This is a genomic window from Pseudomonas sp. NPDC089996, from assembly GCF_044748405.1.
Taxonomy (GTDB): domain Bacteria; phylum Pseudomonadota; class Gammaproteobacteria; order Pseudomonadales; family Pseudomonadaceae; genus Aquipseudomonas.
On sequence record NZ_JBIVGA010000015.1, the window covers coordinates 1 to 23,882 of the forward strand.

Sequence of the window (23,882 nt, forward strand, 5' to 3'; positions counted from 1 at the left end):
GTAGTGTGGGGTTTCCCCATGTGAGAGTAGGTCATCGTCAAGATTCATTTCGCAAAACCCCTATCTGCGCATGCAGGTAGGGGTTTTGTCTTTTCGGTACAGACAAGTTTCAGCCCCGGGCAAGTTCCGCCAAGTGTGCCGTCGCCTCTTCGTTTTTGAGCACCAGCACATCACTTTCCAGCGAATCGAGCACGACCTCCGAGGTATTGCCGATCAAGGCCCCGGAAATTCCGGTGCGAGCGACCGTGCCAATGACCGTGACAACGGCATGAAGCTGCTTTTCGAAATGAGGAATCAGCACATCCGCCGGTCCTTCTGCCACATGCAGCCGATCTTCGCTGATATCAAATTCGGCCTGGAACGCGCTGCAGGCTTCGCGGTACCGCTTTTCTATGGTCTCACTTAACTGGTATACCGGGTCGGACGCCGACAGCATGGGGGAGGGGTGCGCACTGACCACGTGCAGATCGCCTTTGGCCAGCTCGGCAATGGCATAGCCATGGTCGATGATGCTGGCATGCAGCCGGCGATGGTCCTCATCCTGGTTGCCGACATCGACGGCGGCCAGGATCACCCCTTCTGCCCATGGTCGCTCACTCTTGACCATCAACACCGCGCAGGGGCACTGGCGCAGGAGCTTCCAGTCGGTTGGGGTCAGCAACGCCTTCTTCATTGGGTTGTCTGGCCGATGCTCCTTGATGACCAGCTCGCAACCTTCGGCCTGCTGCACGGCGATGATCGAATCATGCAAGCTCTCATGCCAGCTCTGTTCATGGGTGACATTGTCATAGCCATCATCATGCAGCTGGCTGCCGAGCAGGCTCAGCAGCGCGCTGTGGTCATGCTTCTTGTCACACATCAGCAGATGCAGGCGGGCACCGGTGACACCGGCAATCAGCTTGGCTCGGGTCAGTGCACGGCTATGGGCGTGTTCGGGGTCAAGGACGACGAGGATGCTGCGGACAGCTTGCATGGCATGAACTCCCTTCAAAGGTGGCGAGTAATGCCTGACTATAGTCGGCGCCTCTCGCATTACCGTTTGACGTACATCAAGCATAGTCACTGGTGCTGCCCGTCGCCGTCGGTATAATCGCCCGTCTTGCCTGTCCTGTGTGGTTGTTCGTTTATGTCGCTGATCCCCGAAATCGATGCCTTTCTCGGCTGCCCGACCCCAGATGCCTGGATCGAAGCGGCACTCGCCGACCAGGAAACCCTGCTGATCGACCACAAGAACTGCGAGTTCAAGGCAGCCAGCACCGCCCTGAGCCTGATCGCCAAGTACAACACCCACCTGGACCTGATCAACATGATGTCGCGCCTGGCCCGTGAGGAACTGGTTCACCACGAGCAGGTACTACGGCTGATGAAGCGCCGCGGCGTCCCGCTGCGGCCAGTGTCGGCGGGGCGTTATGCGTCAGGTCTGCGGCGTATGGTGCGGGCCCATGAACCGGTGAAGCTGGTGGACACGCTGGTGGTTGGGGCATTTATCGAAGCCCGTAGTTGCGAGCGATTTGCTGCCTTGGTGCCACACCTCGATGAAGAGCTCGGCACCTTCTACCATGGTTTGCTGAAAAGCGAAGCACGCCACTATCAGGGCTACCTGAAACTGGCTCACCAGTATGGTGACGAGGCGGACATCGCCAGCCGCGTCACCTTGGTGCGTGAAGCTGAAGCCGAGCTTATCCAGTCACCTGATCAGGAACTGCGTTTCCACAGCGGCATCCCGATGGCTCAGGCTGTCTGAAGTTCAGTAGCGGCGGCCCAACAGCAGGCCGATCACCAGGCCAAAGCCTGCAGACACTGCCACTGTTTGCCATGGATGCCCACCGATATAGTCCTGGGTAGCTTCGACCACGGGTTGCGCCTTGGCGCGCACCTGGCCGGCGGCCTCGCGTGCCTGACGCAGTTTCAGGCTGACCTGTGCACGCAACGTCTCGGCTTCTTCGCCAACCAGTGCGGCGCTCTCGTTGAGCAGCTTTTCCGATTCTTCGATCAATGACTGCAGTTCACTGAACACCTGGTCTTTGATCTGATCACTGTCGGCCAGTGCAGCGGTTTTTCGGGCCATGAACACGTCCTCGTCGATGGGGTGGTTTGAATAATGGATGCCAGCGCGCCGGGAAAGTTGCGACCGCTTTGCCGATGATGCGACGCCAAGGTGTAAGATAGCGGCCATTTTCAACAGGCAGGTACCCTCATGAGTTTCAATCTGGCCAACATGAGCTTCGAGGAACGGGCGCAGATCGAGGCAGAAAAGGCCCGACTGTTCGAGATGTGGCAGAACAACCTGGGCAAGGCCAAGGGCGAAGCTGCGCGGCTGATCTCTGAAAAATCACGGCGCAAAGGCAAATGGGCGGAGTGGGTGCGCGCCGAGCTGGAGGGCCTGTCGCCGCCCGAGTACGGCAATATGGTGCGCAGCGAAGTCAACAAGATGATGGCGGCAGCCAGCGCCAATCGCTGACTCTCGAACCCGTCATGCTTCACCAGTTCACATTGCCACCTTTGGGCAGGTCCAGCTTGCCCTCGTCGGTGAAGCGCACCGTGCCCAGCAGCCCTCCGGCCAGCTTGCCACGCAGTTTGTAAGGCATTCCTTGCAGCGAATCGAACTGGCCCAGCCCATAAGCCTGACGCAGGAAGGCGAACGCCGTGATGCTCACCGGTACCACGATCACGGCTTCGTCGTAGCGGCCGATGTGCCCTTGCTGGTCACTCACGCCAGCCGCCAGCGGCTGGCCGTTGACCTCCAGGTTCAACGCGACGCCGTTGTAGTCGATGGCCGATTCGTTGGGGTTCTGCACTCTCATTTTCACCGCCATGCGCATTTCCAGCTCCTGCCCCTGCAGCGGCTCGATGCCGATCACACTGATGTTGAGCGGGTCGCGGGCCTGGAACAGCGCACAGGCGTTGAGCCCGCCGGCCAATATCAGCACCAGCAGCAGGCGAAGGGAGTGGCGCATGCGGGCAACCATGGGAAAGGTCCTTGCCGGGGAAGAGGAGCCTGCAGTGTGGCAAATGCACGGCAGCGGTGAAAGTGTCGGGCCTGATGAAAGATACTGTTTCTCATTACCGTCCGCTAACTCCTCCCCATGTCAGGAGAACGCAGCCAGCAAATCCTCGACAAATGCCGCCTGCGCTTCCCCTGGCACCTGTGCCCGATGCCGGGCCAGGGTGAAAGGCACTACGAAATCCAAACCCAGATCCAGCGCCCGCAACATCCCCTGATCCTCCCAACTCGCCGCACAGTGACAGGGCAGATAACCAATATGCCGCCCTGACAGAATGAACGTCAGCACGCTCTCGATCTGCTCCGCCACTGCCATGCTGCGTCGGCTCTGGAATGGCTCGCCGCCTTTGAGAAAGCGGTAGGGGTGGCGTACCTGGTCCGCCTCCAGCAACTGCTCATGCGTCATCTCGGCCGCATCGAACAGCGCATGCCCCTTGCCGCAGTACAAACGCTGCCGCTCCTCGAACAACGGCCGATAGTCGAATGCCGCCTGGTTGCCGGAAAAATAGCTGATGGCAACATCCAGCCGTTGCTCCAGCAACAGCCGCTCCAGTTCCGCCGGAGGAGCGCTGATCAACTCCAGCTGCACCGATTCCTCGCGTTCGCGAAAACGTGAAATGGCCATCGCCAGGCGCAGGCTCACGGCCGCGTCCTGGTTTTCCGCCATGCCCACCCGCACCGTCCCCAGCAGGCGGCCGGCCACGCCGTTGGCCTGCTGGCGGAACTGCTCGATGTTCAGAAACAGCCCGCGCGCCGCCTCCAGCATCAGCTCGCCCTTGTCGGTCAGGCGAAAACCACCTTTACCGCGGCTGCACAGGCGGTAGCCCAGGCGCGTTTCCAGCTGCGCCATGCGCTGGCTGATGGTGGGCTGGCTCAACCCCAGTATGCCTTGCGCGGCACTGAAGCCGCCGGCCTCGACTACAGTCACGAACAGCCGCAGCAGGTGCAGGTCGGGGTCGTGCAGTTGTCCGAACATCACATTGCTCCAGATGAATGTCAGCTTTTCAAACTTGCCATTCTTGCAATGTTACCCGGCTGGCATGCTGGCGGCATCCACCCATTTGCCGAGGTGCCCGTCATGCGTCGATCGCTGTGCCTGTTGTCCCTGATCCTGGCCCTGCCGCTGCAGGCCGAAGAAAGGGTCGTCAATCTCTACAGCTGGGCCGACTATGTCGCCCCGGAAACCCTCCAGCGCTTCGAAAAGGAAACCGGCTACAAGGTGCGCTACGACACCTTCGACACCACCGAAGTCCTCGAAACCAAGCTGCTCACCGGCCGCAGCGGCTACGACGTGGTCGTGCCGTCCAGCACCGTACTGGCCCGGGCGCTGAAGGCCAATGCCTTGCAGCCGCTCGATGCGCAAGGCATGCCCGGCTACGCCAACCTCGACAGGGACTTGCTGGCCAAGCTGGCCGAGGCCGACCCAGGCAACCGTTACGCGGTCCCCTACACCTGGGGAACCCTGGGCCTTGGGGTGAATGTCGAGGCGGTGCGTCAGCGCCTGGGCGATGTGCCGCTGGACAGCCTCGACCTGCTGTTCAAACCGGAGTACGCCAGCCGCCTCAAGGAGTGCGGCATCGCCATGCCGGACTCGCCTCAGGAAGTGATCGGCGTCGCCCTAAACTACCTCGGCAAGGACCCCTACAGCCAGGACAAGGCCGACCTGGCGGCGGCGCAGAACCTGCTGAACCAGCTACAACCGTCGATCAGCTACGTCGCCAATGGCAGGCAGATCAACGACCTGGCCAATGGCAGCGTGTGCCTGGCGCTGACGTACAACGGCGATGCTGCCATGGCTGCCGACCAGGCGCGCCGCGCCGGCAAGCCGTTCGAACTGATCTACCGCATCCCCCGTGAAGGCACGCTGGTGTGGCAGGACAACCTGGTCATCCCCAAGGACGCCCCACACCCGGAAGCCGCCCGCGCCTTCATCGCCTTCATGCTCAAGCCAGAGTCGGTGGCTGCGCTGACCAATACGCTGTTCTTCGCCAATGCCAACCAGGCAGCGACGCCGCTGGTGGATGACGCTGTGCGCAACGACCCGGATATCTACCCACCTGCCGACGTGCGTGAGCGTTTGTATGCCGACCGCAGCATGGCGCTGTCCGACCTGCGCCAGCGCAACCGACTGTGGGCGGCCTTCCGCAGCCGCCAGTGACCGATAACCCTGAAGGAGCCCAACCGTGGAACAAGCCCAGAACAACGACCAGGCCATGACCCGCGATAGTCTGTACGGTACCGCAGCGGAAAGTACTTATGCCGGGATCACAAGCTTCTCTCGTCGGCGTTACAGCCGCGACCTGCGAGGGGTGGATGTGGTGGTCAGCGGTGTGCCGTTCGACACCGCCACCAGCAACCGCCCTGGCGCACGCTTCGGGCCGCGGGCGATTCGCGCCGCCTCGGTACAGCAGGCCTGGGCACGGCACTGGCCCTGGGCGTTCGACCCGTTCGACCACCTGGCCGTGATCGATTATGGCGACTGCGCCTTCGACAGCGGCACGCCCCAGTCGGTACCGGATAGCATCGAGGCCCACGCCGAGCACATTCTTGAAGCCGGTTGCGCCATGCTCACCCTGGGCGGCGACCATTTCATCAGCTACCCGCTGCTCAAGGCTCATGCCCGGCGCCATGGCCCGCTGGCGCTGATCCATTTCGATGCGCACAGCGACACCTGGCCGGACGAGGAGGGGCGCATCGACCATGGCACGATGTTCTGGCATGCCGCACGTGAAGGGCTGGTCGATCCGTCCTGCTCGGTGCAGGTCGGCCTGCGCACTACCAATGACGACAGCCAGGGCTTCGCCATTCTCGATGCCCGGCAGGTGCATCGCCAGGGCACCGAGGCGATCATCGCAGCGATCCGTCAGCGGGTCGGTGACCGGCCTGTGTACCTGACGTTCGACATCGACTGCCTTGACCCGGCCTACGCACCTGGCACCGGTACCCCGGTTTGTGGCGGCCTGAGCACGGTGCAGGCGCTGGAGATCCTCGGCGGCCTGCGCGGCATCAACCTGGTGGGCATGGACCTGGTCGAGGTGGCGCCAGCCTACGACCACGCCGATATCACAGCACTGGCCGGGGCCACCCTGGCCATGGAGATGCTGTGCCTGTATGCAGCGCGGCACAAGGTCGACGCCAAAGGACGCTAGTGCCCGATGATCGGCGGGCCTGATGGGCAATGCCACAGGCCGCATACTGAAACATAAGGAATCGCATTCACACTTTTGCCGCGAACCCTTCGCGCCTTAGGCTATCAAAACGCTCAAGGCGCGCTTTTTCGTTCAGGAGGTGAAGCATGAATCTTACATTGCCGAGCCTGGCCATCGGCCTGCTGCTATGCCTGCCGGTGCAGGCAGGGCCCATGCAGCCACTGCAGCTCGCCGCCAGCAACAACAACCCCTACAACAGCCCGATCCAGCGCGCCAACCCCAACAGCCGCCAAGGCAGCATGCCGGCCACACCGCCCGTTCGCGGCCCGTCCACCCAGCCCATCTACCGCACACCAAGCCTGGACAACCGCGGCATCGGCAATGGTGACAACCTGCGTCGTCAACAACAGACCCCGAATCTGGAACCGACGCGGTCACCGCGTGACAGCCAGCGTGCGCCCTGAACCCCTACGAAAGGAATCTTGCATGACCCGAGCGAACTGGCTGATGACCTTGACCGCCGCCGCGTTGTTGCCTGTGCTGGCTCACGCTGCCCCCGAACAGCAGTTTCCCAGCGAGGAAGGGGAGATCACCGTCAGCACCGTGACCGACGGCCTGCGCAACCCTTGGGCACTGGCATTCCTGCCGGGTGGCAAGGACATGCTGGTCACCGAGCGCGCCGGTAATTTGCGCGTGATCAGCGCCGAGGGTAAGGTCGGTCCGCCGATCAGCGGTGTGCCCAAGGTCTGGGCCGAAGGCCAGGGTGGCCTGCTCGACGTGGTGCTGTCGCCGGCGTTCAGCAAGGACCGCACGGTGTACCTGTCGTATGCCGAAGAGGGCAGTGATGGCAAGGCTGGCACGGCGGTGGGCCGTGGGCAGCTGTCCGAAGACCGCGCCCGGCTGGAAAACTTCAACGTGATCTTCCGTCAGCAGCCCAAGCTCTCCGTGGGTAATCACTTTGGTTCGCGGCTGGTGTTCGACCGGGAAGGTTTTCTGTTCATCGCCCTGGGCGAGAACAACCAGCGCCCAACCGCCCAAGACCTCGATAAACTGCAGGGCAAGGTCGTGCGGATCCTCCCCGATGGTGAAGTTCCGAAGGACAACCCTTTCGTCGGCAAGCAGGGCGTGCGCCCGGAAATATGGTCGTTCGGCCACCGTAACCAGCAGGGCGCGGCGCTCAACCCCTGGACCGGCAAGCTTTGGACTCATGAGCACGGCCCGCGGGGTGGTGACGAGATCAACATCCCGCAGCCGGGCAAGAATTATGGCTGGCCGATCGCCACGCACGGTATCAATTACTCGCTGCTGCCGATCCCCGAGGCCAAGGGCAAGCATGTCGACGGTATGGTCGACCCGCACCATGTCTGGGAGAAGTCGCCCGGTATCAGCGGCATGGCCTTCTATGACAGCCCGACCTTCAAGGCCTGGGACCACAACCTTTTCATCGGCGCGCTGGTGGCACAGGAGCTGATTCGCCTGGAGCTCGATGGCGACAAGATCGTCCATGAAGAGCGCCTGCTGGGTGACCTGAAGGCACGCATCCGTGACGTGCGGGTGGGGCCGGATGGCTACCTGTATGTGCTGACCGATGCCAAGGATGGGGCGCTGCTGAAAGTTGGCCTGAGCGAGGGCTGAAACAAGTTGTTTACTGTGCTGGCCCTTTCGCGGGTAAACCCGCTCCCACAGGGACAGCACTATTCTCAAACCTGGTGTAATACCTGTGGGAGCGGGTTTACCCGCGAAAGGGCCAGCTCCTACAATACAGTTCTCACAGCCAAGCCGGCAGTCATGCAACTCGATCCGCAAAATCGCTATCGCACGGCACTTTCAGAGCATGGCTTTGCCGAAGACCCGGCTCAAGCCAGGGCTGTCACGGCCCTGCAAACCTGTTTCGAAGCCTTGCAGAATGGCCAGACCCCCCAGGGCTTGTACCTCTGGGGCCCTGTCGGCCGCGGCAAGACCTGGCTAATGGACCTGTTCCAGTGCTGCCTCAGCGTCCCGTCCCGGCGCCAGCACTTCCACCATTTCATGGCCTGGGTCCACCAGCGGCTGTTCCAGCTCAACGGCACTGCCGACCCCTTGAAGGCACTGGCCCGCGAGCTCGCCGGGCAGATCTGGGTATTGTGCTTCGACGAACTCTTCGTCAGCGACATCGGCGATGCGATCATCCTCGGTCGCCTGTTCCAGGTGCTGTTCGATCACGGCGTGGTGGTGGTCGCCACCTCCAACCAGCCGCCGCAGCAGCTGTACCGCGATGGGTTCAATCGCGAGCGCTTCCTGCCGGCCATCAGCGCCATCGAGCGGCATATGCAGGTGCTTTCGGTAGCAGGCGAGCAGGACCATCGCCTGCATCCGGGTGTACAGCGCCAGCGATACTGGGTGGCCGAAGCGGGGAGCAGAGGCGGCGCGCTTGAAGCGGTTTTCCAGCAACTCAGCCCGGATGACCCCGGCAGCAACGCACCCCTGCAGATCGGCTCGCGGCAAATCAGGGTGATCCGCAGCAGCTCCCAGGCCGTCTGGTGCCACTTCACCGAACTGTGCGAACGGCCCCTGGCCGCCATGGAGTTCATGGCCTTGTGCGATCGCTTTCCGGCCATTCTGGTCGAGGGCATCCCGGCGCTGGGCGGTGAGCAGCAGGCCGGGCGCATTGCCCGTGGCACCGAGGATGGCGCGGCGCGTGTCGCGGCAGGTGATCGCGAGCTACCGATGCTGTCCCCCAAGGACGACGCCGTGCGCCGTTTCATCGCCCTGGTCGACGAATGCTACGACCGCCGGGTGGCACTCTACCTGGAGGCAGAGGTTCCGCTCGACGCCCTCTACACTCAAGGGTATCTGGCGTTCCCGTACCAACGGACCCTGAGCCGGCTACGGGAGATGCAGCTGCAACGCTTCGCCTGAAGGAGCCGAACCATGGAGCCGCTGTCGCATCATCTGCTGACCCAGGCCTACAACAATGGCTGGGCCAACCACCGTCTGTACAAGGCCTGCCTGCAACTGAGCCACGACGAGTTCGTCGCCCCCCGTTGCAACTTCTTCCCGTCGATCAAGGCCACGCTCAACCACCTCTTGACCGTGGACTGGTTCTACCTCGACATGCTCGAGTGCGACCAGCGCGGTGAAGCGCCTGACCCGGATGGCGAGCGCTTCTTCGAACCGGAGCAACCGTTTGCCACCTGTACCGACCTGCATGCCGAGCAGGCCCAGGCCGACCACCGGTTGATCGCCTATTGCAGCCTGCTGCAGGACGCTCAACTGGCGCGGTACGTGAGCATCGTGCGGCCGCAACGAATCCAGCGCGAACAGCGGCTGCGCCTGCTGGCGCATCTGTTCGAGCACCAGATCCATCACCGTGGGCAGGTGCATGCGATGCTCAGTGACACAACGGTGCGGCCGCCGCAGCTGGATGAGTTTTTCTGTGAGGAGGAAGCCGACCTGCGGGCGCTGGACTTCGCCGAACTCGGCTGGAGCGAACCGCAGGTCTGGAAGGGTTAGCGGCCGAGCCACTCCACCAGTTCCCGGTTAAAGCGCCGTGGCTCCTCTATCTGCGGGGCATGCCCCATGCCTTCGAAGGTCACCAGCTCGCTCTGAGGTATCAGCTTGGCGACCTGCGGCCCCAGTTCCTGGTACTTGCCCAGCTTCGCCTTCACTTCAGGCGGGGCGATGTCGCTGCCGATCGCCGTGGTGTCCTGGTCGCCAATCAGCAGCAGGGTCGGCATCTTCAGGTCCTTGAACTCGTGATACACCGGCTGGGTGAAGATCATGTCGTAGATCAGCGCCGAGTTCCACGCCACCGCTTCATGTCCCGGCCCCTTGTTCAGCCCCACCAGCATCTGCACCCAGCGCTCGTACTCGGGTTTCCAGCGCCCGGCGTAATAGGTCTTGCGCTCGTACTCGCGCACGACCTCGGCATCGAGCTTGAGCTCGCGGGCGTACCACTGGTCAACCGTGCGGTAGGGCACGCCGAGGGCTTTCCAGTCCTCCAGGCCGATGGGGTTGACCATCGCCAGGCGTTCGACCTGCAGCGGGTACATCAGCGCATAGCGGGTGGCGAGCATGCCCCCGGTGGAGTGGCCGAGTACGATGGCTTGTTTGACGCCCAGCTGTTCGAGCAGGGCATGGGTGTTCACCGCCAGTTGCTGGAAACTGTACTGGTACTGGGCCGGCTTGCTCGAGGTGCAGAAGCCGATCTGGTCGGGGGCAATCACCCGGTAGCCCGCCTGGCTCAAGGCGTCGATGGTGGTCTCCAACGTGGCAGCACAGAAGTTCTTGCCATGCATCAACACCACGCTGCGGCCATTGGCCTGGCCTTGGGCCGGCACATCCATGTAGCCCATCTGCAGGTGCTGGCCCTGTGACTGGAAGTCGAAATGCTTGAGTGGGTGTGGGTAGCTGAAGCCTTCGAGCTGTTTGCCGTAGGTAGGCGATTCGGCGGCGATGGCCGGGACGCCGACGAGGCAGGCCAGGGCCAGGGCAGTTGCGCGCAGCATGGGGGCACTCCGTGTAGGACCATGTAGGAATTGGCGACTGTAGCAGTCAGTGGACCACCTTAAACGTTAAAGGTGTTACCAGGCATGAAACCCGCCCAAAGTGATCATTGCCACCACGACATAACGGCCGCCCTTTGCCAGTGTCACCAGCAGCAAAAACCTCCAGAACGGCTCACGCATGATGCCGGCAATCAGGGTCAGCGGATCGCCGATCACCGGCATCCAGCTCAGCAGCAGCGACCACTGCCCCCAACGCTGGTAACGCTGCTGTGCACGCTCCAGCTGGCTGGCGCTGAACGGGAACCAGCGCTTGTCGCGCAGGTGCTCGATGGCCCGGCCGAGCAGCCAGTTGACCACCGAACCGAGCACATTGCCCAGGGTGGCGACCAGCAGCAGGGTCAACCAGGCATCGGGCTGGCGCAACAGCAGGCCGACCAGCACCGCCTCCGATTGCAGTGGCAGCAAGGTGGCGGCACCGAAGGCGCTGAAGAACAGCGCCCAGACGCTGAGCATCAGTAGCGGGCAACCACGGTATCCTGGCCATCCTGGGTCACGCCGATGACCTGGTAGGCATCCTTGTGGTCACCCATTTCCATGCCGGGCGAGCCCATCGGCATGCCCGGTACGGCCAGGCCCTTGAGATCCTCGCGTTTGGCCAGCAGGCGCACCTGCTCGGCGGGCACGTGGCCTTCGACGAACTTGCCGTCGATCACCCCGGTGTGGCAAGACGCCAGGCGCGGCGCCACGCCCAGGCGCTGCTTGACGGCGCTCATGTTCGGCTCGACATGGTCGTTGACGGTGAAGCCGTTGTCGCGCAAGTGGCTGATCCAGGCCTTGCAGCAGCCACAGTTGGGGTCGCGGTAGACATCGATGGTTTCGCCAGCCTGGGCCAGGCCGGTGATGGCCAGCAGGCCGAAGGTGATCAGGTGTTTACGCAGCATGGTCGAACCACTCCTTAGAAACGCAGGCGGATGCCTGCCACCAGACGGGTCTGGCCGAGGTCTTCGCCGTCCTCACGAGCCTGGCTGGCGCGGCTGCCATGCAGGCGCTCGAAGCTTACCCCCACATAGGGCGCGAAGCCTCGGCTGATTTCGTAGCGCAGGCGCAGGCCGACTTCGCTGTCGGCAAGCCCCGCGCCCTGTTCGTGGCCGGCATCGTTGCGGCCATAGAAGTTGGCTTCCAGGTTCGGCTCGAGGATCCAGCGGTTGGTCAGCAGGATAGCGTAAGCGGCCTCCAGGCGCAGCGCGCTCTGTTGTCGCTCGCCGGCATAGGCAGTGGCTTCCAGCTCCAGACCATAAAGCGGGGTACCCTGGAGGCCGAAGGCGGCCCAGGTCTGCCCGCTGGCCGGCTTGAAGTCCTGGCGCAGGCCGCCGACCAGCTCCCACCACGGGCTGATTGCATGGCCCCACAGTGCCTGCAGCTCTGCCTTGTGGGTCTTGCCTTGTTCCCGTTCCCCCTCGGTGCGCAGCCACAGGCGATCGATGTCGCCACCGACCCAGGCCGTGGTGTTCCACTTGAGGGCGCTGCTGCTTTCGAATGTCTGGTGTTCCAGTTGATCGACGATTACCGCCCAATTGACTGCGCGATCATGCACCTGATGGCCAGGCAGGGGCGCGAAGGTGGCCATCGCCCGTTCGCTGGCCAGCAGCGCGACCAGGGCGACGCCCATGACCAGGCGGCGGCTGTTGATCTCATTCATCGACCCGTACCTCGCGGAACATGCCGGTCTCCATGTGGTAGAGCAGGTGGCAGTGGTAAGCCCATCTGCCCAGGGCATCGGCGCTGACCCGGTAGCTGCGGCGGCTGCCGGGGGGGATGTCGACCGTGTGCTTGCGCACCTGGAAGCGCCCGTGTTCGTCCTCCAGGTCGCTCCACATGCCATGCAGGTGGATGGGGTGGGTCATCATGGTGTCGTTGACCAGGGTGATGCGTACCCGCTCGCCGTAAGTCAGGCGCAGTGGCGCGGCATCGCTGAACTTGACCCCGTCGAACGACCAGGCGAACCGCTCCATGTGCCCGGTCAGGTGCAGCTCGATATCCCGTGAAGGCTCGCGACCGTCCGGGTCGGGGTAGGGGCTGCGCAGATCGGCATAGGTCAGCACGCGGCGGCCGTTGTCACGCAGGCCGATGCCAGGGTCGGCGAGGTTGGCGCGGGGGGCCATGGTCTGCATGTCCACCAGCGGGTTACCGGCTTCGCTGGCAGGGTGGCCTTGCACGCTGCCCATGCTGGCGTGGCCCATGCTGGTCATGTTGCTGTGGCCCATTGCAGCCATGTTGCCGTGGCCCATGTCGTCCATGCTCAGCACCGGTCGCGGGTCAGGCTCCGGCACCGCGGCCTGCAGGCCCTTGGCACGGGCCAGGGTGCCGCGGGCGTAGCCGCTGCGGTCCATGCTCTGGGCGAACAGGGTGTAGGCGGGCAGGTCGCCGACGGTCACCAGCACGTCGTAGGTTTCAGCCACCGCGATGCGCAGCTCGTCCACGGTTACCGGCGCCACCGGCAGGCCGTCGGCGGCGATGACGGTCATTTTGAGGCCCGGAATGCGGAAGTCGAAGTAAGTCATGGCCGAGGCATTGATCAGGCGCAGGCGTACGGTTTCGCCAGGCTGGAACAGGCAGGTGAAGTTGCCGTCAGGGGGCTGGCCGTTGAGCAGGTAGGTGTAACTGGCGGCGCTGATGTCGGCAAGGTCGGTCGGGCTCATGCGCATGCGCGCCCAGGCCAGACGCTCGTCGACGGTGTTGCCCCAGCCCTTGTCGGCGACATCGGTGACGAAGTCGCCGAGCGTGCGCTTGTGGTAGTTGAAGGCGTCGGACTGCTTCTTCAGGGTTGCCAGCAACGTCTCGGGTGCCTGGTCGGACCAGTCGCTGAACAGCAGCACATGGTCGCGCTGGTAGTCATGCGGTTCGGGCTCGCGCGGTTCGACGACGATTGCGCCATACACCCCGGCCTGCTCCTGCAGGCCGGAATGGCTGTGGTACCAGTAGGTGCCACTCTGGCGCAGGGTGAACCGGTACAGGTAATCCCCACCCGGCGCGATGCCGGCGAAGCTCAGGCCCGGTACGCCGTCCATGTTGGCTGGCAGGAGGATGCCGTGCCAATGAATCGAGGTGCTCTGATCGAGGCGGTTGCGCACGCGCAGGGTCACGGTGTCGCCTTCGCGCCAGCGCAGCAGCGGGCCGGGCAGGCTGTCGTTGATGGTCAGCGCGGTGCGTGTCCGGCCGGTGATGTTGATCGGGGTCTGGCCGATGAACAGCTCGAAGTGCTGGCCGGCCAGCTCGCGGCCTTCGCTGGCCTGGGCCAGCGGGCGCCACAAGCCCAAGCCGGCCAGGGTGGTGGCGGCGCTCAGGCCTTTGACGAAGGTGCGGCGGGTAGGGGTGCGCAACATGGCGTGGCCTCATGCGGGGGAACCATGATCCTCGCCGGTTGCGCCTGTCAGCTGGCTGAGGCGCAGATTACAGCCTTGTCAGGCGCCTGTTCATCGTTGCCCAGGTCGCGCATCAACAGGCCGTACTCGAGGGCAACCTGCTCGGGAATTGGCAGGTACACCACATGGCCGTCGCCGGGCGCCACCTCGATGGCGTGCTGTTGGCGGTCGAACAGGCGGTGCAGGTCGAAGTGGTAGTTGCCACGCGGGGTCATCAGTTCCAGATGGTCACCCAACGCGAAGCGGTTCTTCACCTTGACCTCGGCCAGGCCATCGACGCGCGCGCCGGTCAGTTCACCGACGAACTGCTGGCGCTCGGACTGCGAGTTGCCACGCAGGTAGTTCTGGTATTCGTCGTGCACGTGACGGCGCAGGAAGCCTTCGGTGTAGCCGCGTTGCGCCAGCGATTCGAGGTTGTCCATCAGGCTCATGTCGAACGGCCGCCCGGCTGCGGCGTCGTCGATGGCCTTGCGGTAGGACTGCACGGCCCGGGCGCAATAGAAGTGACTCTTGGTGCGGCCCTCGATCTTCAGCGAGTGCACGCCCATGGCCGCCAGGCGCTCGACATGCTGGATGGCACGCAGGTCCTTGGCGTTCATGATGTAGGTGCCATGCTCGTCTTCGAAGGCCGGCATCTCGCTGCCCGGGCGATTGCTCTCCTGCAACAGGAATACCTGCTCGGTGGGTGCGCCCAGGCCCAGGGTCGGCTCGACCTCGCGCACGATGTCGCCGGTGCTGTCCTGCGTGGCGGGGGTAGCTTCGTATTTCCAGCGGCAGGCATTGGTGCAACTGCCCTGGTTGGCATCGCGCCGGTTCAGGTAACCGGACAGCAAGCAGCGGCCGGAGTAGGCCATGCACAGTGCGCCGTGTACGAATACTTCCAGTTCCATGTCCGGCACGTGCCGGCGGATGTCCTCGATCTCCTCCAGCGACAGCTCACGCGACAGGATCACCCGGCTCAGGCCCAGCTGTTGCCAGAACTGCACGCTGGCCCAGTTCACCGTATTGGCCTGCACCGACAAGTGCACCGGCATCTGCGGAAAATGCTGGCGCACCAGCATGATCAGGCCGGGGTCGGACATGATCAGCGCATCGGGCGCCATGTCGATCACCGGCGCCAGGTCCTTGAGGAAGGTCTTCAACTTGGCGTTGTGCGGCGCGATGTTGACCACCACGTACAAGCGTTTGCCCAGGGCATGCGCCTCGCTGATACCCAGCGCGAGGTTGGCGTGGTCGAATTCGTTGTTGCGCACCCGCAGGCTGTAGCGCGGCTGGCCGGCGTACACCGCATCGGCACCGTAGGCGAAGGCATAGCGCAGGGTCTTCAGGCTGCCGGCGGGGGCAAGCAGTTCGGGCTTGGTCGGTAGGTTCATGGGTGCACCGGGGCAAAGGCGCGGATGCTAACGGCTGACCGGGGCGGTGGTATTGATTTGAATCAAGGCCAGGGTGGCACTTTTGCGCAGGTGGTGTGCACTAATATCCATGACAACCGAGGAGCTGCCATGAACCAAGACGCCCTACAGAACAAAGCCCTGGCAGTACTCCTGGCGCTGGTGACCATCGCCTTCGTGTGGATCTTGCTGCCGTATTACGGTGCCATCTTCTGGGCGGTGATTCTCGGCATCCTGTTCGCGCCGTTGCAGCGTCACCTGCTGATCCGCTTCGGCCGCCGCCGCAACCTGGCGGCAGTCACCACCTTGCTGGTGTGCCTGCTGGTGGCAGTGCTGCCGGTGATCATCATCAGTGCCCTGTTGGTGCAGGAAGGAGCCACTTTGTACCAGCGTATCGAGAGCGGGCAGCTGGACATCGCAGGCTACGTGGAACGTGGCAAGGACATGCTCCCGGCCTTTGCCCAGCATGGGCTGGACAGCATGGGCATTGGCAACCTTGACGGGCTGCGCGACAAGATCAGCAAATGGGCTACTCAAGGCAGCCAGGTGCTGGCGAGCCAAGCGTTCAGCTTCGGCCAGGGCACCTTCGAGTTCCTGGTGAGCTTCGGCATCATGATGTACCTGCTGTTCTTCTTCCTGCGCGAAGGCGCCGACGTGGCGCGTCGGGTACGCCTTGCGGTGCCGCTGCCGGAGCACCAGAAGCGCCGCCTGCAATTGAAGTTCAACCGGGTGGTGCGGGCCACGGTCAAGGGCAATGTACTGGTGGCCATTACCCAGGGCGCGCTCGGTGGTTTCATCTTCTGGGTGCTGGATATCCCCAGCGCACTGGTGTGGGGCGTGCTGATGGCATTTCTGTCGTTGTTGCCGGCCGTGGGGGCGGGAATCGTCTGGGCGCCGGTGGCGGCGTACTTCCTGCTCACCGGGGCGATTCTGCCGGGGGTGATCCTGACGGCGTTCGGGGTACTGGTGATCGGCCTGGTGGATAATGTGCTGCGGCCGATCCTGGTGGGCAAGGACACGCGGATGCCCGATTACCTGATCCTGGTGTCCACCCTGGGCGGGCTGGCGGTATTCGGGCTCAATGGCTTTGTCATCGGGCCGTTGATCGCAGCGTTGTTCCTGTCCAGCTGGGCGATTTTCGCCGCGACCAAACCCCAGGTGCAGTTACCGTCCTGAGGCGTCGGGTCAGCGGAAGCTGTACGAAACCCCGGCGTATACGCCAAAGCTTTCGCCCGGTGTCGAGCGGGCAACGTCTTGGCCGGCATCGTCATAGCCCGGGGTTACGGTCGCCGCGTAGCGCTTGTTGGTCAGATTGCGCAGGTCCAGCCAGGTCTGCCAGTCCTGCTTCGGTGAGTTCCAGCCCAGGCGCGCACCCAGCAGGGCATAGGCATCGGCGTGATAACTATTGGCGTAGTCGACCTGCACCTTCGAGGCCATCTGCGTGTTGAGCCCGGCGTAGAACCCGCTCGGCCAGTCGTAGCGCAGTTCGCCCTGGTAGTAGTGCATGGGGATGCCGGGCAGGCGGTTGTCGCCGAACGTGTCATCGTCGCGGTAGTGGAAGTCGCTGAAGGTGTACGCCTGACGCAGGCTCAGCTTGCCTGTGCCGGGTTGCTCCCAGAGGATGCTGTCCAGCCCGGCCTCGACGCCCTGGTGCACGGTGGGGCTGGCATTGAACTCCTTGAACGGCAGGCCTTGTACCACTTCCACATTCAGCAGCTCGTGACGCACCTGCGAGTAGTACCAGGCCAGGTCCCAGTGCCCTAGCGCCGAATCGCCACGGGCGCCCAGCTCCAGCGTGGTAGCGGTCTGGTTCTGCATCTTCATGGGCTGGTTGTTCACCGGCGCACTCCAGACCAGCGACCACGGATGCGGTGGCTCCACCGAGCGGCTGAGGTTGCCGTAGACCTGCAGGTCAGGGCGGATGTCGTAGCGCAGGCCAACGCGTGGCGCATAGTCCCAGTCATGCTGGCTGACTTTGCCGCCACTGGCCGGGTAAGTGACATCGCTTTCCCGGCGGGTATAGATCATCGCCAGGCCCGTGGTCAACCACAGGTCAGGGACCAGTTCCAGGTCGTTGCCCACATGCAGCACGGTGTCCGAACCCTGGTAGGTGAAGTCGCGTGTCTTGGCGCCGACCACGTCGTTGACCCGCGAGAACTGCGAAGCGCCACTGTTGGGCAGGTGCTTGGTGGTGCGCCAGCCGACGGTGGTCTTGCTCTCGAGGCCGAACACGGTGTCGCGGCGGAAGTAGTTCAGCGTGCCGCTGACATCGCTGTAGGCCACCTTCAGGCGCATGGCACCCTCGCGCAGGTCCATCGGGTAGTCGTGATAGACCAGCCCGGCCTCCAGGCGCGAATCGTCGTCGAGGTAGAACGTGGTCTTGTTGCCGACCCAGGTGCTGCCCGGTTGCGGGCGGCTGTCGTTGCGCGACAGGTAGCCAGGGTTGGCGGCACGTGGGTCGTGCTTGATCTGGTCCTTGGTCAGGCGCCCGGCCAGTTCGTTTTCGGTTTCCCGGTAGCGCAGGTAGAAGCGCGTTTCCAGGTTCGGGTTGAAGCGGTAGCCGACGTTGGCTGCAATGCCTTTCGCGCTGCCGCTGCTGTGCTCCTGGTAGCCGTCGTATTCCGAATCGGTCAAGGCCACGTAGTAGTCGAAGTTGCCCAGCACCTGCCCCGAGCTGATGTGCCGGTGCTGGTAGCCGCGGCTGCCGACTTCATAGCGCACCTGCAGCGGCGCGGCGTCGTAGCCGGTGTAAGTCACATAGTTGATAGCCCCCCCCAGAGCCAGCGAGCCCTGGTCGAAACCATTGGCACCGCGCAGCACTTCGGCACGGTTCAGCCACAGCGGTTCGAACAGTTCGTATGGCGTACCACCCGGGCCGGTCAGCGGCAGCCCGTCGAACATCGTGTACACACCTGAGCCATGTGCTCCGGGCGCCCGGTTGATGCCAGAGCCTCGGATCGACAATTTGATGCCATCGTTGCCTGCCGACTGGGCGAACACGCCGGGCTGGTAGGCCAGCACATCCTGGTTGCTGGCAACACGGCCTTGCCCGGCCCGTTGCATGTCCACCAGGTTGGTGGCACCCGGCACCGTCCGCAGGCGTTCGCGGGCCTCGTCCAGTTCGCTTTGCTCCTCGTCGCTGATCAGCACCTGGCCCAGTTCGACGGCAGGTGCAGCCGTGGTCTGCTGGCTGACGGCGAAGATGGCCAGCAGGCCAAGGTAAGACGAGAAGGGTAGAACGGGACGCATCGTACAACTCCAGGCGATAGGCGGAAGGACAACGGCGTTGTGACGCGCGAAAAGCCGGACGAAGCACGGCGACAAGGGATTTTCCTCTGTGGTAGGTGTTGGACGGATGTGTAAGACGGTTCTTTACAAGTTGCATCGCTGGAACGGGCTGGGTCGGCGTCCGTAAGGTGGACCCATAGGCGGCAGCACTCTGCGCCGCCGTATCTGGCGACTACTTGGGGAACTCAGTAATGGAAACCAACCTGCGACAGACACCTGAAAACCATGCGGATGCGCCGATTCACCTGACGCCGCGTGAGCAGCAAGTGCTGCTGTGGTGCGCCTACGGCAAGACCTCATGGGAGATCGGCCAGATTCTGCAGTGCAAAGAGTCGACGGTGAATTTTCACGTGGCCAATCTGCTGCGCAAGTTCGATGTTGCCACGCGTGTGGCGGCTGTCATCAAGGCCATCCGCTACGGCATGCTGGCCGAGCAGTGAGGGATGATATGCGAGCAGAACACCTGAACCCGCAGCCATGGAGCGAGACGTTGTTGAAGACGTCACGGTTTCCCGATTGTCATGATCCATTCTGGCCGCGCATCGAGTTGTGCCAATTGCGCGAACACTTGCAGTTGGACGAGCAGGTAAGCGAGGCTCGCCTGGCATTGGCCGTGCGCTGCGCTGCAATCGATGCTGCCAGGGAATTCGCTGGCTGGCGCAGCGCGCTGCGTAGCCGCGGATACCGGCGCCTTGAAGATGTGGCCGGGCATGCCAGTGGGAAGGCACTATCGGTCTGCTATCGGTACTTCATCGCTGCTGCAGTAAGGCGCAACCTGCTGACCGTGCCTGCTGCGCGGGGGGAGGCCGCACATGGATGAGCCCTATCTGATGGAAGCGGCTATCGCGGCTTTCTACGAATTGCTGGATACCGAGGGCAGGGCCCTGTTCGGTGCGCTACTGGGCGCATTGCTGGTGAGCGCCGCCCGCGACCGTTTCATCATCGTTTCGCGCAAGCGCCTGTCAGTTCGCAAACAGGTGTTGCTGGTCTTCCTGACCTTGGGCGTCGGCTACCTGTTCGAGCCGCTGTTGCACTCGCTGGCGCCCATGTTGTCCCGGGGGATGGCTGCTTTTGCCGCTGCGGTGGTGGTCATTCCAATCACCTTGAAAGTACTGGTCTGGCTGGATTCTGTCGACGTGCGCGAGCTGCTCCAGCGCTGGCGCCGCCGAGGCTAGGCCGATCAAGCGCAAGGCATGCGCTTGGCCAGTTCCTGTAGCTGATGCTCCAGCTCACGGATACGTTGTTTGTCCTCGATGTGCAAGAGCACTGACTGGCGGTCTGCGTGGGAAAGCCCGCGCAGCCGTATGAGCATGTCGCTCTCCCAGCTGTTCTGAATTGCTACAGCCTTGCAGTCATCGCGCTCGCCCAGAAGGAGCCAATCCAGCAAGCAGCCGTGTCGCTGAGCAATATCAACGCATAATGAGTATGGAATACTGTCCCGTGCTTTCCAGCTGCTCAAGGTTTGCGGGCTGACGTCTAGCGCCTTGGCCAGCTGGACATCTGATTTTGAGAGGGTCAGAAGCTTTAGGCGGGCTAGCACCGATGCAAACGAGTGGCTACTCATATCAATATCCATGGCTGGTTTAGCAACATTCCCTGGGCTTAAAATACTCGTTATGAGTATTTGCTTTTCGATTTGAGGAGATATCTTGGCATGAGAAGTAATTTGATGAAAAACCTTTCTTTGACCGTAGCCAAAACTCGAGTGAGTGGTGGATTTTCCTTACAGCTTGTTTGTTCAGGCAGTACTTGCGGGTGTGTTGTGTGAGTACTTACAAGCTGGTCTGCCCACACTGCAACAGCCGTATGCGAATTCGTACCAGTGAAGGTCGGCATATTTTTCTGCGCGTTGCCTATTTGCAATGCGTCAACGAGGCCTGCGGCTGGTCGGTGAGGGCAGAGTTCGAAATGACTCACGAGCTTTCACCCAGTGGCATGCCTAACCCGCACGTGCACTTGCCATCGGCCAGCAAGGAGCTGCGCAAGTCTGCCACCTTGGCACGTGATGAACGCTCACCCGGTGGCCCAAAGTTGGAAAAGGCAGCTGAAACGGCCACCAGGCGCAGATAAAAAAACACCCCGCATCGGCGGGGTGTTTGTTTTCAGCTGCGGTCAGCCAAGCAGTTGCAGGCCAGCGTGCTGGACCATGTCCAGCAGCGGCTGCGGGTACACACCCAGGACGAAGGCCAGGATCGCGATGGCCAGCAGCATTACGCCACCGGTGCGCTGTTCCCACTTCAGCGGGGCGTCGTGGCGACGCAGGTTTGGCTCGACCAGATACAGGGTAACCATGACGCGCAGGTAGTAGTACACGCCGATGGCGCTACCGATCACAAGTGCACCGACCAGCCACCACAGCTGCGACTCGACGCCGGTGGCAATGATGTAGAACTTGCCGATGAAGCCGGCGGTCAGCGGAATGCCCGCCAGCGACAGCATCATCACGGTCAGTACCGCGGTCAGGTACGGACGGCGCCAGAACAGGCCACGGTACTCGTACAGCGCGTCGGCGTCACGGCCACCATAAGGCGAGGACATCAGGGTGATGACGCCAAAGGCACCGAGGCTGGTGATCACATAGGTGACCAGGTACACGCCCATGGCTTCCAGGGCCAGGCCCTTGCTGGCGATCAGGGCAATGAGCAGATAGCCAAAGTGGGCGATGGACGAGTAACCGAGCAGGCGCTTGAGATTGCTCTGGGTCAGCGCCAGCAGGTTGCCGATCAGAATCGACGCCACAGCGATCACTGCCAGGACAGTGCTCAGCACGCCACTGCTGGCGGCAGGGGAGAGCATGAACAGGCGCACGACCACGGCGAACACCGCAACCTTGCTGGCGGTGGCCAGGAACGCGGCGACCGGCGCCGGAGCACCTTCATACACGTCCGGGGTCCACAGGTGGAACGGTACCAGCGACAGCTTGAAGGCCAGGCCGACCAGCATCATGCCCAGGCCCAGCTGGGCCAGCAGGCTAGGCATGCTGGTGGCGGCCAGGGCCTTGCCCAGCTGGTCGAAGGTCAGGCTGCCGGCGTCGGCGTAGAGCAGGGCCATGCCGAACAGCAGGAAGGCCGAGCCTGCAGCCGACAGCACCATGTACTTGATGCCGGCTTCCAGCGAGCGCTTGTTGAAGAAGGCATACGCCACCAGGCCGTAGACCGGCACCGACAGCAGCTCCAGGCCGATGAAAAGGCCAGCCAGGTGGTTGGCGCTGACCAGCACCAGGCCACCGAGGGCAGACATCAGCAGCAGCAGGTACAGTTCTTCACGGTTGCCCGGGAAGCCCTTGGAGCCTTCACCGAGGTAGGCGTGGGCGAGGGTGACGCAGGCCAGCGTGGCGACCAGGATGATCGCCATGTACAGGCAGGCGAACTTGTCGATGGTGACCAGCGAGGTGACCGCCAGTGGCGCTACCTTCAATGCCGGCAAGATCGACAGCAAGGCCAGGTTCAGGCCCACGGTGGATAGCAGGAAGGTCTGCGAGTGGTTGCGCTTCCAGGCGATCGCCAGCATCACCACCACCGTGGTGATGGTGGTGATCAGCATCGGCGCCAATGCGATGAAGTGTTGAGTGGTGAATTCCATAGCGCTCTTACCGGGCCGAAGCGAGTTGAGTGAAAGCGGAACCGAGCCACTGCTGCACACCACTCATGGTGGCGGCAGAGGTGTCGAGGAACGGCTGTGGATACACGCCCAGCAGGATCAGCAGCCCGGCAAGGCCGAGGACCATGATCAGCTCGCGACCGTCCATGCCGGCCAGCACGGTGTCGGCCTTGGCCGGGCCGAAGTAGGCGCGGTGGATCATGATCAGCGAGTACACCGAACCGAACACCAGGCCGGTGGTGGCGATCACGGTGATCCACGGTACATGCACGAAGCTGCCGATCAGGATCAGGAACTCGCCGACGAAGTTGCCGGTACCTGGCAGGCCCAGCGAGGCGGCGGCGAAGAACAGACTGATGGCTGGCAGGTAGGCGATGCGGTGCCACAGGCCACCCATTTGACGCATGTCACGGGTGTGCAGGCGCTCGTACAGCTGGCCGGACAGGATGAACAGCGCGGCAGCCGACAGGCCGTGGGCCAGCATCTGGATCACCGCGCCTTGCAGGGCCTGCTGGCTGCCGGAGTAGATACCGATCAGCACGAAGCCCATGTGCGACACGCTGGAGAAGGCGATCAGGCGCTTGATGTCGGTTTGCGCGAAGGCCAGGAAGGCACCGTAGAAGATACCGATCAGGCCCAGGGTCATGGCGATCGGCGCAAACTCGGCCGAGGCGTTCGGGAACAGCGGCAGGGCGAAGCGCAGCAGGCCGTAGGCAGCGGTCTTCAGCAAGATACCGGCCAGGTCCACGGAACCTGCGGTCGGCGCCTGGGCGTGAGCGTCAGGCAGCCAGGAGTGGAACGGCACCACCGGCAGCTTCACCGCAAAGGCGATGAAGAAGCCCAGCATCAGCAGGTACTCGGTACCGGCCGGCAGTTCGGCCTTGAGCAGGTCGCTGTAGTTGAAGGTGATCACGCCGGTATTGGTGTAATTGACCAGCACCAGGCCAAGGATCGCCACCAGCATGATCAGGCCGCTGGCCTGGGTGAAGATGAAGAACTTGGTCGCTGCGTAGATCCGGGTCTTCTTGCCGTCTGCCGAGCTGTGACCCCAGAGCGCGATGAGGAAGTACATCGGCACCAGCATCATTTCCCAGAAGAAGAAGAACAGGAACAGGTCCAGGGCCAGGAACACACCGACCACGCCGCCAAGGATCCACATCAGGTTGAGGTGGAAGAAGCCGACGTGGCGCTGGATCTCTTTCCAGGAGCACAGTACCGACAGCACACCGAGCAGGCCGGTGAGCAGGATCATCAGCAGCGACAGGCCATCGAGGGCCAGGTGGATGCTGATGCCGAAGCGCTGGATCCACTGGACTTTGTATTCCAGGGCCCAGGCAGGCTCGCCGCCCGGAGCGGGGGCCAGGGTGTAGTCGCCGTGGGCCCACAGCCACAGGCCGATGCCCAGCAGAAGAGACATAGTCAGCAATGCGATCCAGCGCGGCAGGGTCGCGCCGAAGCGCTCACCCAGCCAGCACAGAAGGCCGCCGATGAAAGGAATCAGGATCAGCCAAGGCAAAATCATGACGGGTTGGTTTCCTTTG

The 23,882-nt window shown here is 63.0% G+C and carries 27 protein-coding genes; 13 read left to right on the forward strand and 14 right to left on the reverse strand.

All coding sequences use genetic code 11. The features are described 5' to 3' along the window. Positions 1 to 109: 109 nt before the first annotated feature. A complete protein-coding gene (locus ACIPW4_RS22360; protein ID WP_400661551.1) occupies positions 110 to 973 on the reverse strand; it encodes a universal stress protein in 864 nt (287 codons plus the stop codon). A 153-nt stretch (positions 974 to 1,126) separates the two neighbouring features. On the opposite strand from ACIPW4_RS22360, the gene ACIPW4_RS22365 reads away from it, so the two are divergent. Beyond that, positions 1,127 to 1,744: a tRNA-(ms[2]io[6]A)-hydroxylase gene (locus ACIPW4_RS22365; RefSeq protein ID WP_400661553.1), complete on the forward strand. Its 618-nt coding sequence runs from the start codon at positions 1,127 to 1,129 to the stop codon at positions 1,742 to 1,744. Between the two features lie 3 nt (positions 1,745 to 1,747). On the opposite strand, the gene ACIPW4_RS22370 is transcribed toward ACIPW4_RS22365, so the two are convergent. Beyond that, positions 1,748 to 2,068, reverse strand: a complete 321-nt coding sequence (locus ACIPW4_RS22370) for a YqjD family protein (RefSeq protein WP_400661555.1) — start codon at positions 2,066 to 2,068, stop codon at positions 1,748 to 1,750. 129 nt (positions 2,069 to 2,197) lie between these two features. Here ACIPW4_RS22370 and ACIPW4_RS22375 point away from each other — a divergent pair, with 129 nt between their 5' ends. Next, the gene (locus ACIPW4_RS22375; protein ID WP_400661557.1) at positions 2,198 to 2,461 is read left to right on the forward strand and encodes a hypothetical protein; all 264 of its coding nucleotides are present in this window, start codon (positions 2,198 to 2,200) and stop codon (positions 2,459 to 2,461) included. A gap of 19 nt (positions 2,462 to 2,480) precedes the next feature. Here the strand turns inward: ACIPW4_RS22375 and ACIPW4_RS22380 are convergent, their stop codons facing one another. Continuing rightward, positions 2,481 to 2,969, reverse strand: coding sequence for an LEA type 2 family protein (locus ACIPW4_RS22380; RefSeq protein ID WP_400661558.1), 489 nt, complete (start codon positions 2,967 to 2,969; stop codon positions 2,481 to 2,483). A 120-nt stretch (positions 2,970 to 3,089) separates the two neighbouring features. Beyond that, positions 3,090 to 3,980 (reverse strand): LysR family transcriptional regulator, encoded by an 891-nt coding sequence (locus ACIPW4_RS22385; RefSeq protein ID WP_400661559.1) that lies wholly within the window; start codon positions 3,978 to 3,980, stop codon positions 3,090 to 3,092. 102 nt (positions 3,981 to 4,082) lie between these two features. On the opposite strand from ACIPW4_RS22385, the gene ACIPW4_RS22390 reads away from it, so the two are divergent. The 6 genes from ACIPW4_RS22390 (at position 4,083) to ACIPW4_RS22415 (ending at position 9,645) form a co-directional block, all read left to right on the forward strand. Further along, positions 4,083 to 5,162 (forward strand): extracellular solute-binding protein, encoded by a 1,080-nt coding sequence (locus tag ACIPW4_RS22390; RefSeq protein ID WP_400661560.1) that lies wholly within the window; start codon positions 4,083 to 4,085, stop codon positions 5,160 to 5,162. Positions 5,163 to 5,187: 25 nt separating this feature from the next. Continuing rightward, on the forward strand, positions 5,188 to 6,153 hold the full coding sequence (gene speB, locus ACIPW4_RS22395) for an agmatinase (protein WP_400661562.1): 966 nt from the start codon (positions 5,188 to 5,190) through the stop codon (positions 6,151 to 6,153). Between the two features lie 146 nt (positions 6,154 to 6,299). Beyond that, positions 6,300 to 6,617, forward strand: a complete 318-nt coding sequence (locus tag ACIPW4_RS22400) for a hypothetical protein (protein WP_400661563.1) — start codon at positions 6,300 to 6,302, stop codon at positions 6,615 to 6,617. A 22-nt stretch (positions 6,618 to 6,639) separates the two neighbouring features. Continuing rightward, positions 6,640 to 7,788, forward strand: coding sequence for a PQQ-dependent sugar dehydrogenase (locus ACIPW4_RS22405; protein WP_400661564.1), 1,149 nt, complete (start codon positions 6,640 to 6,642; stop codon positions 7,786 to 7,788). 153 nt (positions 7,789 to 7,941) lie between these two features. Then, entirely contained in the window at positions 7,942 to 9,051 is a 1,110-nt protein-coding gene (gene zapE / locus ACIPW4_RS22410) for a cell division protein ZapE (RefSeq protein WP_400661566.1), read from the forward strand. Between the two features lie 12 nt (positions 9,052 to 9,063). Then, entirely contained in the window at positions 9,064 to 9,645 is a 582-nt protein-coding gene (locus ACIPW4_RS22415) for a DinB family protein (protein ID WP_400661568.1), read from the forward strand. Here ACIPW4_RS22415 and ACIPW4_RS22420 read toward each other — a convergent pair. The 6 genes from ACIPW4_RS22420 to yegQ all read right to left on the reverse strand — a co-directional run bounded on the left by ACIPW4_RS22420 (position 9,642) and on the right by yegQ (position 15,435). Then, positions 9,642 to 10,640, reverse strand: coding sequence for an alpha/beta fold hydrolase (locus ACIPW4_RS22420; protein ID WP_400661569.1), 999 nt, complete (start codon positions 10,638 to 10,640; stop codon positions 9,642 to 9,644). The two genes, ACIPW4_RS22415 and ACIPW4_RS22420, sit on opposite strands and share 4 nt — an antisense overlap. Before the next feature lie 75 nt (positions 10,641 to 10,715). Next, positions 10,716 to 11,153, reverse strand: coding sequence for a YqaA family protein (locus tag ACIPW4_RS22425; protein ID WP_400661570.1), 438 nt, complete (start codon positions 11,151 to 11,153; stop codon positions 10,716 to 10,718). Then, on the reverse strand, positions 11,153 to 11,581 hold the full coding sequence (locus tag ACIPW4_RS22430; RefSeq protein WP_400661572.1) for a DUF411 domain-containing protein: 429 nt from the start codon (positions 11,579 to 11,581) through the stop codon (positions 11,153 to 11,155). The genes ACIPW4_RS22425 and ACIPW4_RS22430 overlap by 1 nt, the downstream gene beginning before the upstream one ends. A gap of 14 nt (positions 11,582 to 11,595) precedes the next feature. Beyond that, on the reverse strand, positions 11,596 to 12,339 hold the full coding sequence (locus tag ACIPW4_RS22435; protein WP_400661574.1) for a copper resistance protein B: 744 nt from the start codon (positions 12,337 to 12,339) through the stop codon (positions 11,596 to 11,598). After that, on the reverse strand, positions 12,332 to 14,023 hold the full coding sequence (locus ACIPW4_RS22440; protein ID WP_400661575.1) for a copper resistance system multicopper oxidase: 1,692 nt from the start codon (positions 14,021 to 14,023) through the stop codon (positions 12,332 to 12,334). The genes ACIPW4_RS22435 and ACIPW4_RS22440 overlap by 8 nt, the downstream gene beginning before the upstream one ends. Positions 14,024 to 14,070: 47 nt before the next feature. Next, entirely contained in the window at positions 14,071 to 15,435 is a 1,365-nt protein-coding gene (gene yegQ / locus ACIPW4_RS22445; RefSeq protein WP_400661576.1) for a tRNA 5-hydroxyuridine modification protein YegQ, read from the reverse strand. Between the two features lie 129 nt (positions 15,436 to 15,564). Here yegQ and ACIPW4_RS22450 point away from each other — a divergent pair, with 129 nt between their 5' ends. After that, positions 15,565 to 16,629 carry an AI-2E family transporter gene (locus tag ACIPW4_RS22450; protein WP_400661577.1) on the forward strand — a complete coding sequence of 355 codons (1,065 nt, stop codon included), beginning with the start codon at positions 15,565 to 15,567 and terminating at the stop codon, positions 16,627 to 16,629. Positions 16,630 to 16,638: 9 nt separating this feature from the next. On the opposite strand, the gene ACIPW4_RS22455 is transcribed toward ACIPW4_RS22450, so the two are convergent. After that, complete coding sequence (locus tag ACIPW4_RS22455) at positions 16,639 to 18,702, reverse strand: TonB-dependent receptor family protein (protein WP_400661579.1); 2,064 nt, start codon at positions 18,700 to 18,702, stop codon at positions 16,639 to 16,641. Between the two features lie 230 nt (positions 18,703 to 18,932). Between ACIPW4_RS22455 and ACIPW4_RS22460 the strand changes: the two genes are divergently transcribed. From ACIPW4_RS22460 to ACIPW4_RS22470, 3 genes are read left to right on the forward strand one after another with little or no spacing between them, the layout of a single operon-like run. Further along, a complete protein-coding gene (locus ACIPW4_RS22460; RefSeq protein WP_400661580.1) occupies positions 18,933 to 19,181 on the forward strand; it encodes a response regulator transcription factor in 249 nt (82 codons plus the stop codon). A gap of 8 nt (positions 19,182 to 19,189) precedes the next feature. Further along, complete coding sequence (locus tag ACIPW4_RS22465; RefSeq protein ID WP_400661581.1) at positions 19,190 to 19,561, forward strand: head completion/stabilization protein; 372 nt, start codon at positions 19,190 to 19,192, stop codon at positions 19,559 to 19,561. Further along, positions 19,554 to 19,916, forward strand: a complete 363-nt coding sequence (locus ACIPW4_RS22470; protein WP_400661583.1) for a hypothetical protein — start codon at positions 19,554 to 19,556, stop codon at positions 19,914 to 19,916. Before ACIPW4_RS22465 ends, ACIPW4_RS22470 begins: the two co-directional genes overlap by 8 nt. Positions 19,917 to 19,921: 5 nt before the next feature. Here ACIPW4_RS22470 and ACIPW4_RS22475 read toward each other — a convergent pair whose 3' ends face one another. Continuing rightward, the gene (locus tag ACIPW4_RS22475) at positions 19,922 to 20,305 is read right to left on the reverse strand and encodes a helix-turn-helix domain-containing protein (RefSeq protein WP_400661585.1); all 384 of its coding nucleotides are present in this window, start codon (positions 20,303 to 20,305) and stop codon (positions 19,922 to 19,924) included. Positions 20,306 to 20,505: 200 nt separating this feature from the next. Between ACIPW4_RS22475 and ACIPW4_RS22480 the strand changes: the two genes are divergently transcribed. Next, a complete protein-coding gene (locus tag ACIPW4_RS22480; RefSeq protein ID WP_400661586.1) occupies positions 20,506 to 20,811 on the forward strand; it encodes an ogr/Delta-like zinc finger family protein in 306 nt (101 codons plus the stop codon). A 42-nt stretch (positions 20,812 to 20,853) separates the two neighbouring features. Here ACIPW4_RS22480 and nuoN read toward each other — a convergent pair whose 3' ends face one another. Together nuoN and nuoM are read right to left on the reverse strand one after the other, a co-directional pair. Further along, entirely contained in the window at positions 20,854 to 22,323 is a 1,470-nt protein-coding gene (nuoN, locus tag ACIPW4_RS22485) for an NADH-quinone oxidoreductase subunit NuoN (protein ID WP_400661587.1), read from the reverse strand. 7 nt (positions 22,324 to 22,330) lie between these two features. Next, complete coding sequence (gene nuoM / locus ACIPW4_RS22490) at positions 22,331 to 23,863, reverse strand: NADH-quinone oxidoreductase subunit M (protein ID WP_400661589.1); 1,533 nt, start codon at positions 23,861 to 23,863, stop codon at positions 22,331 to 22,333. Between the last annotated feature and the right edge of the window lie 19 nt (positions 23,864 to 23,882).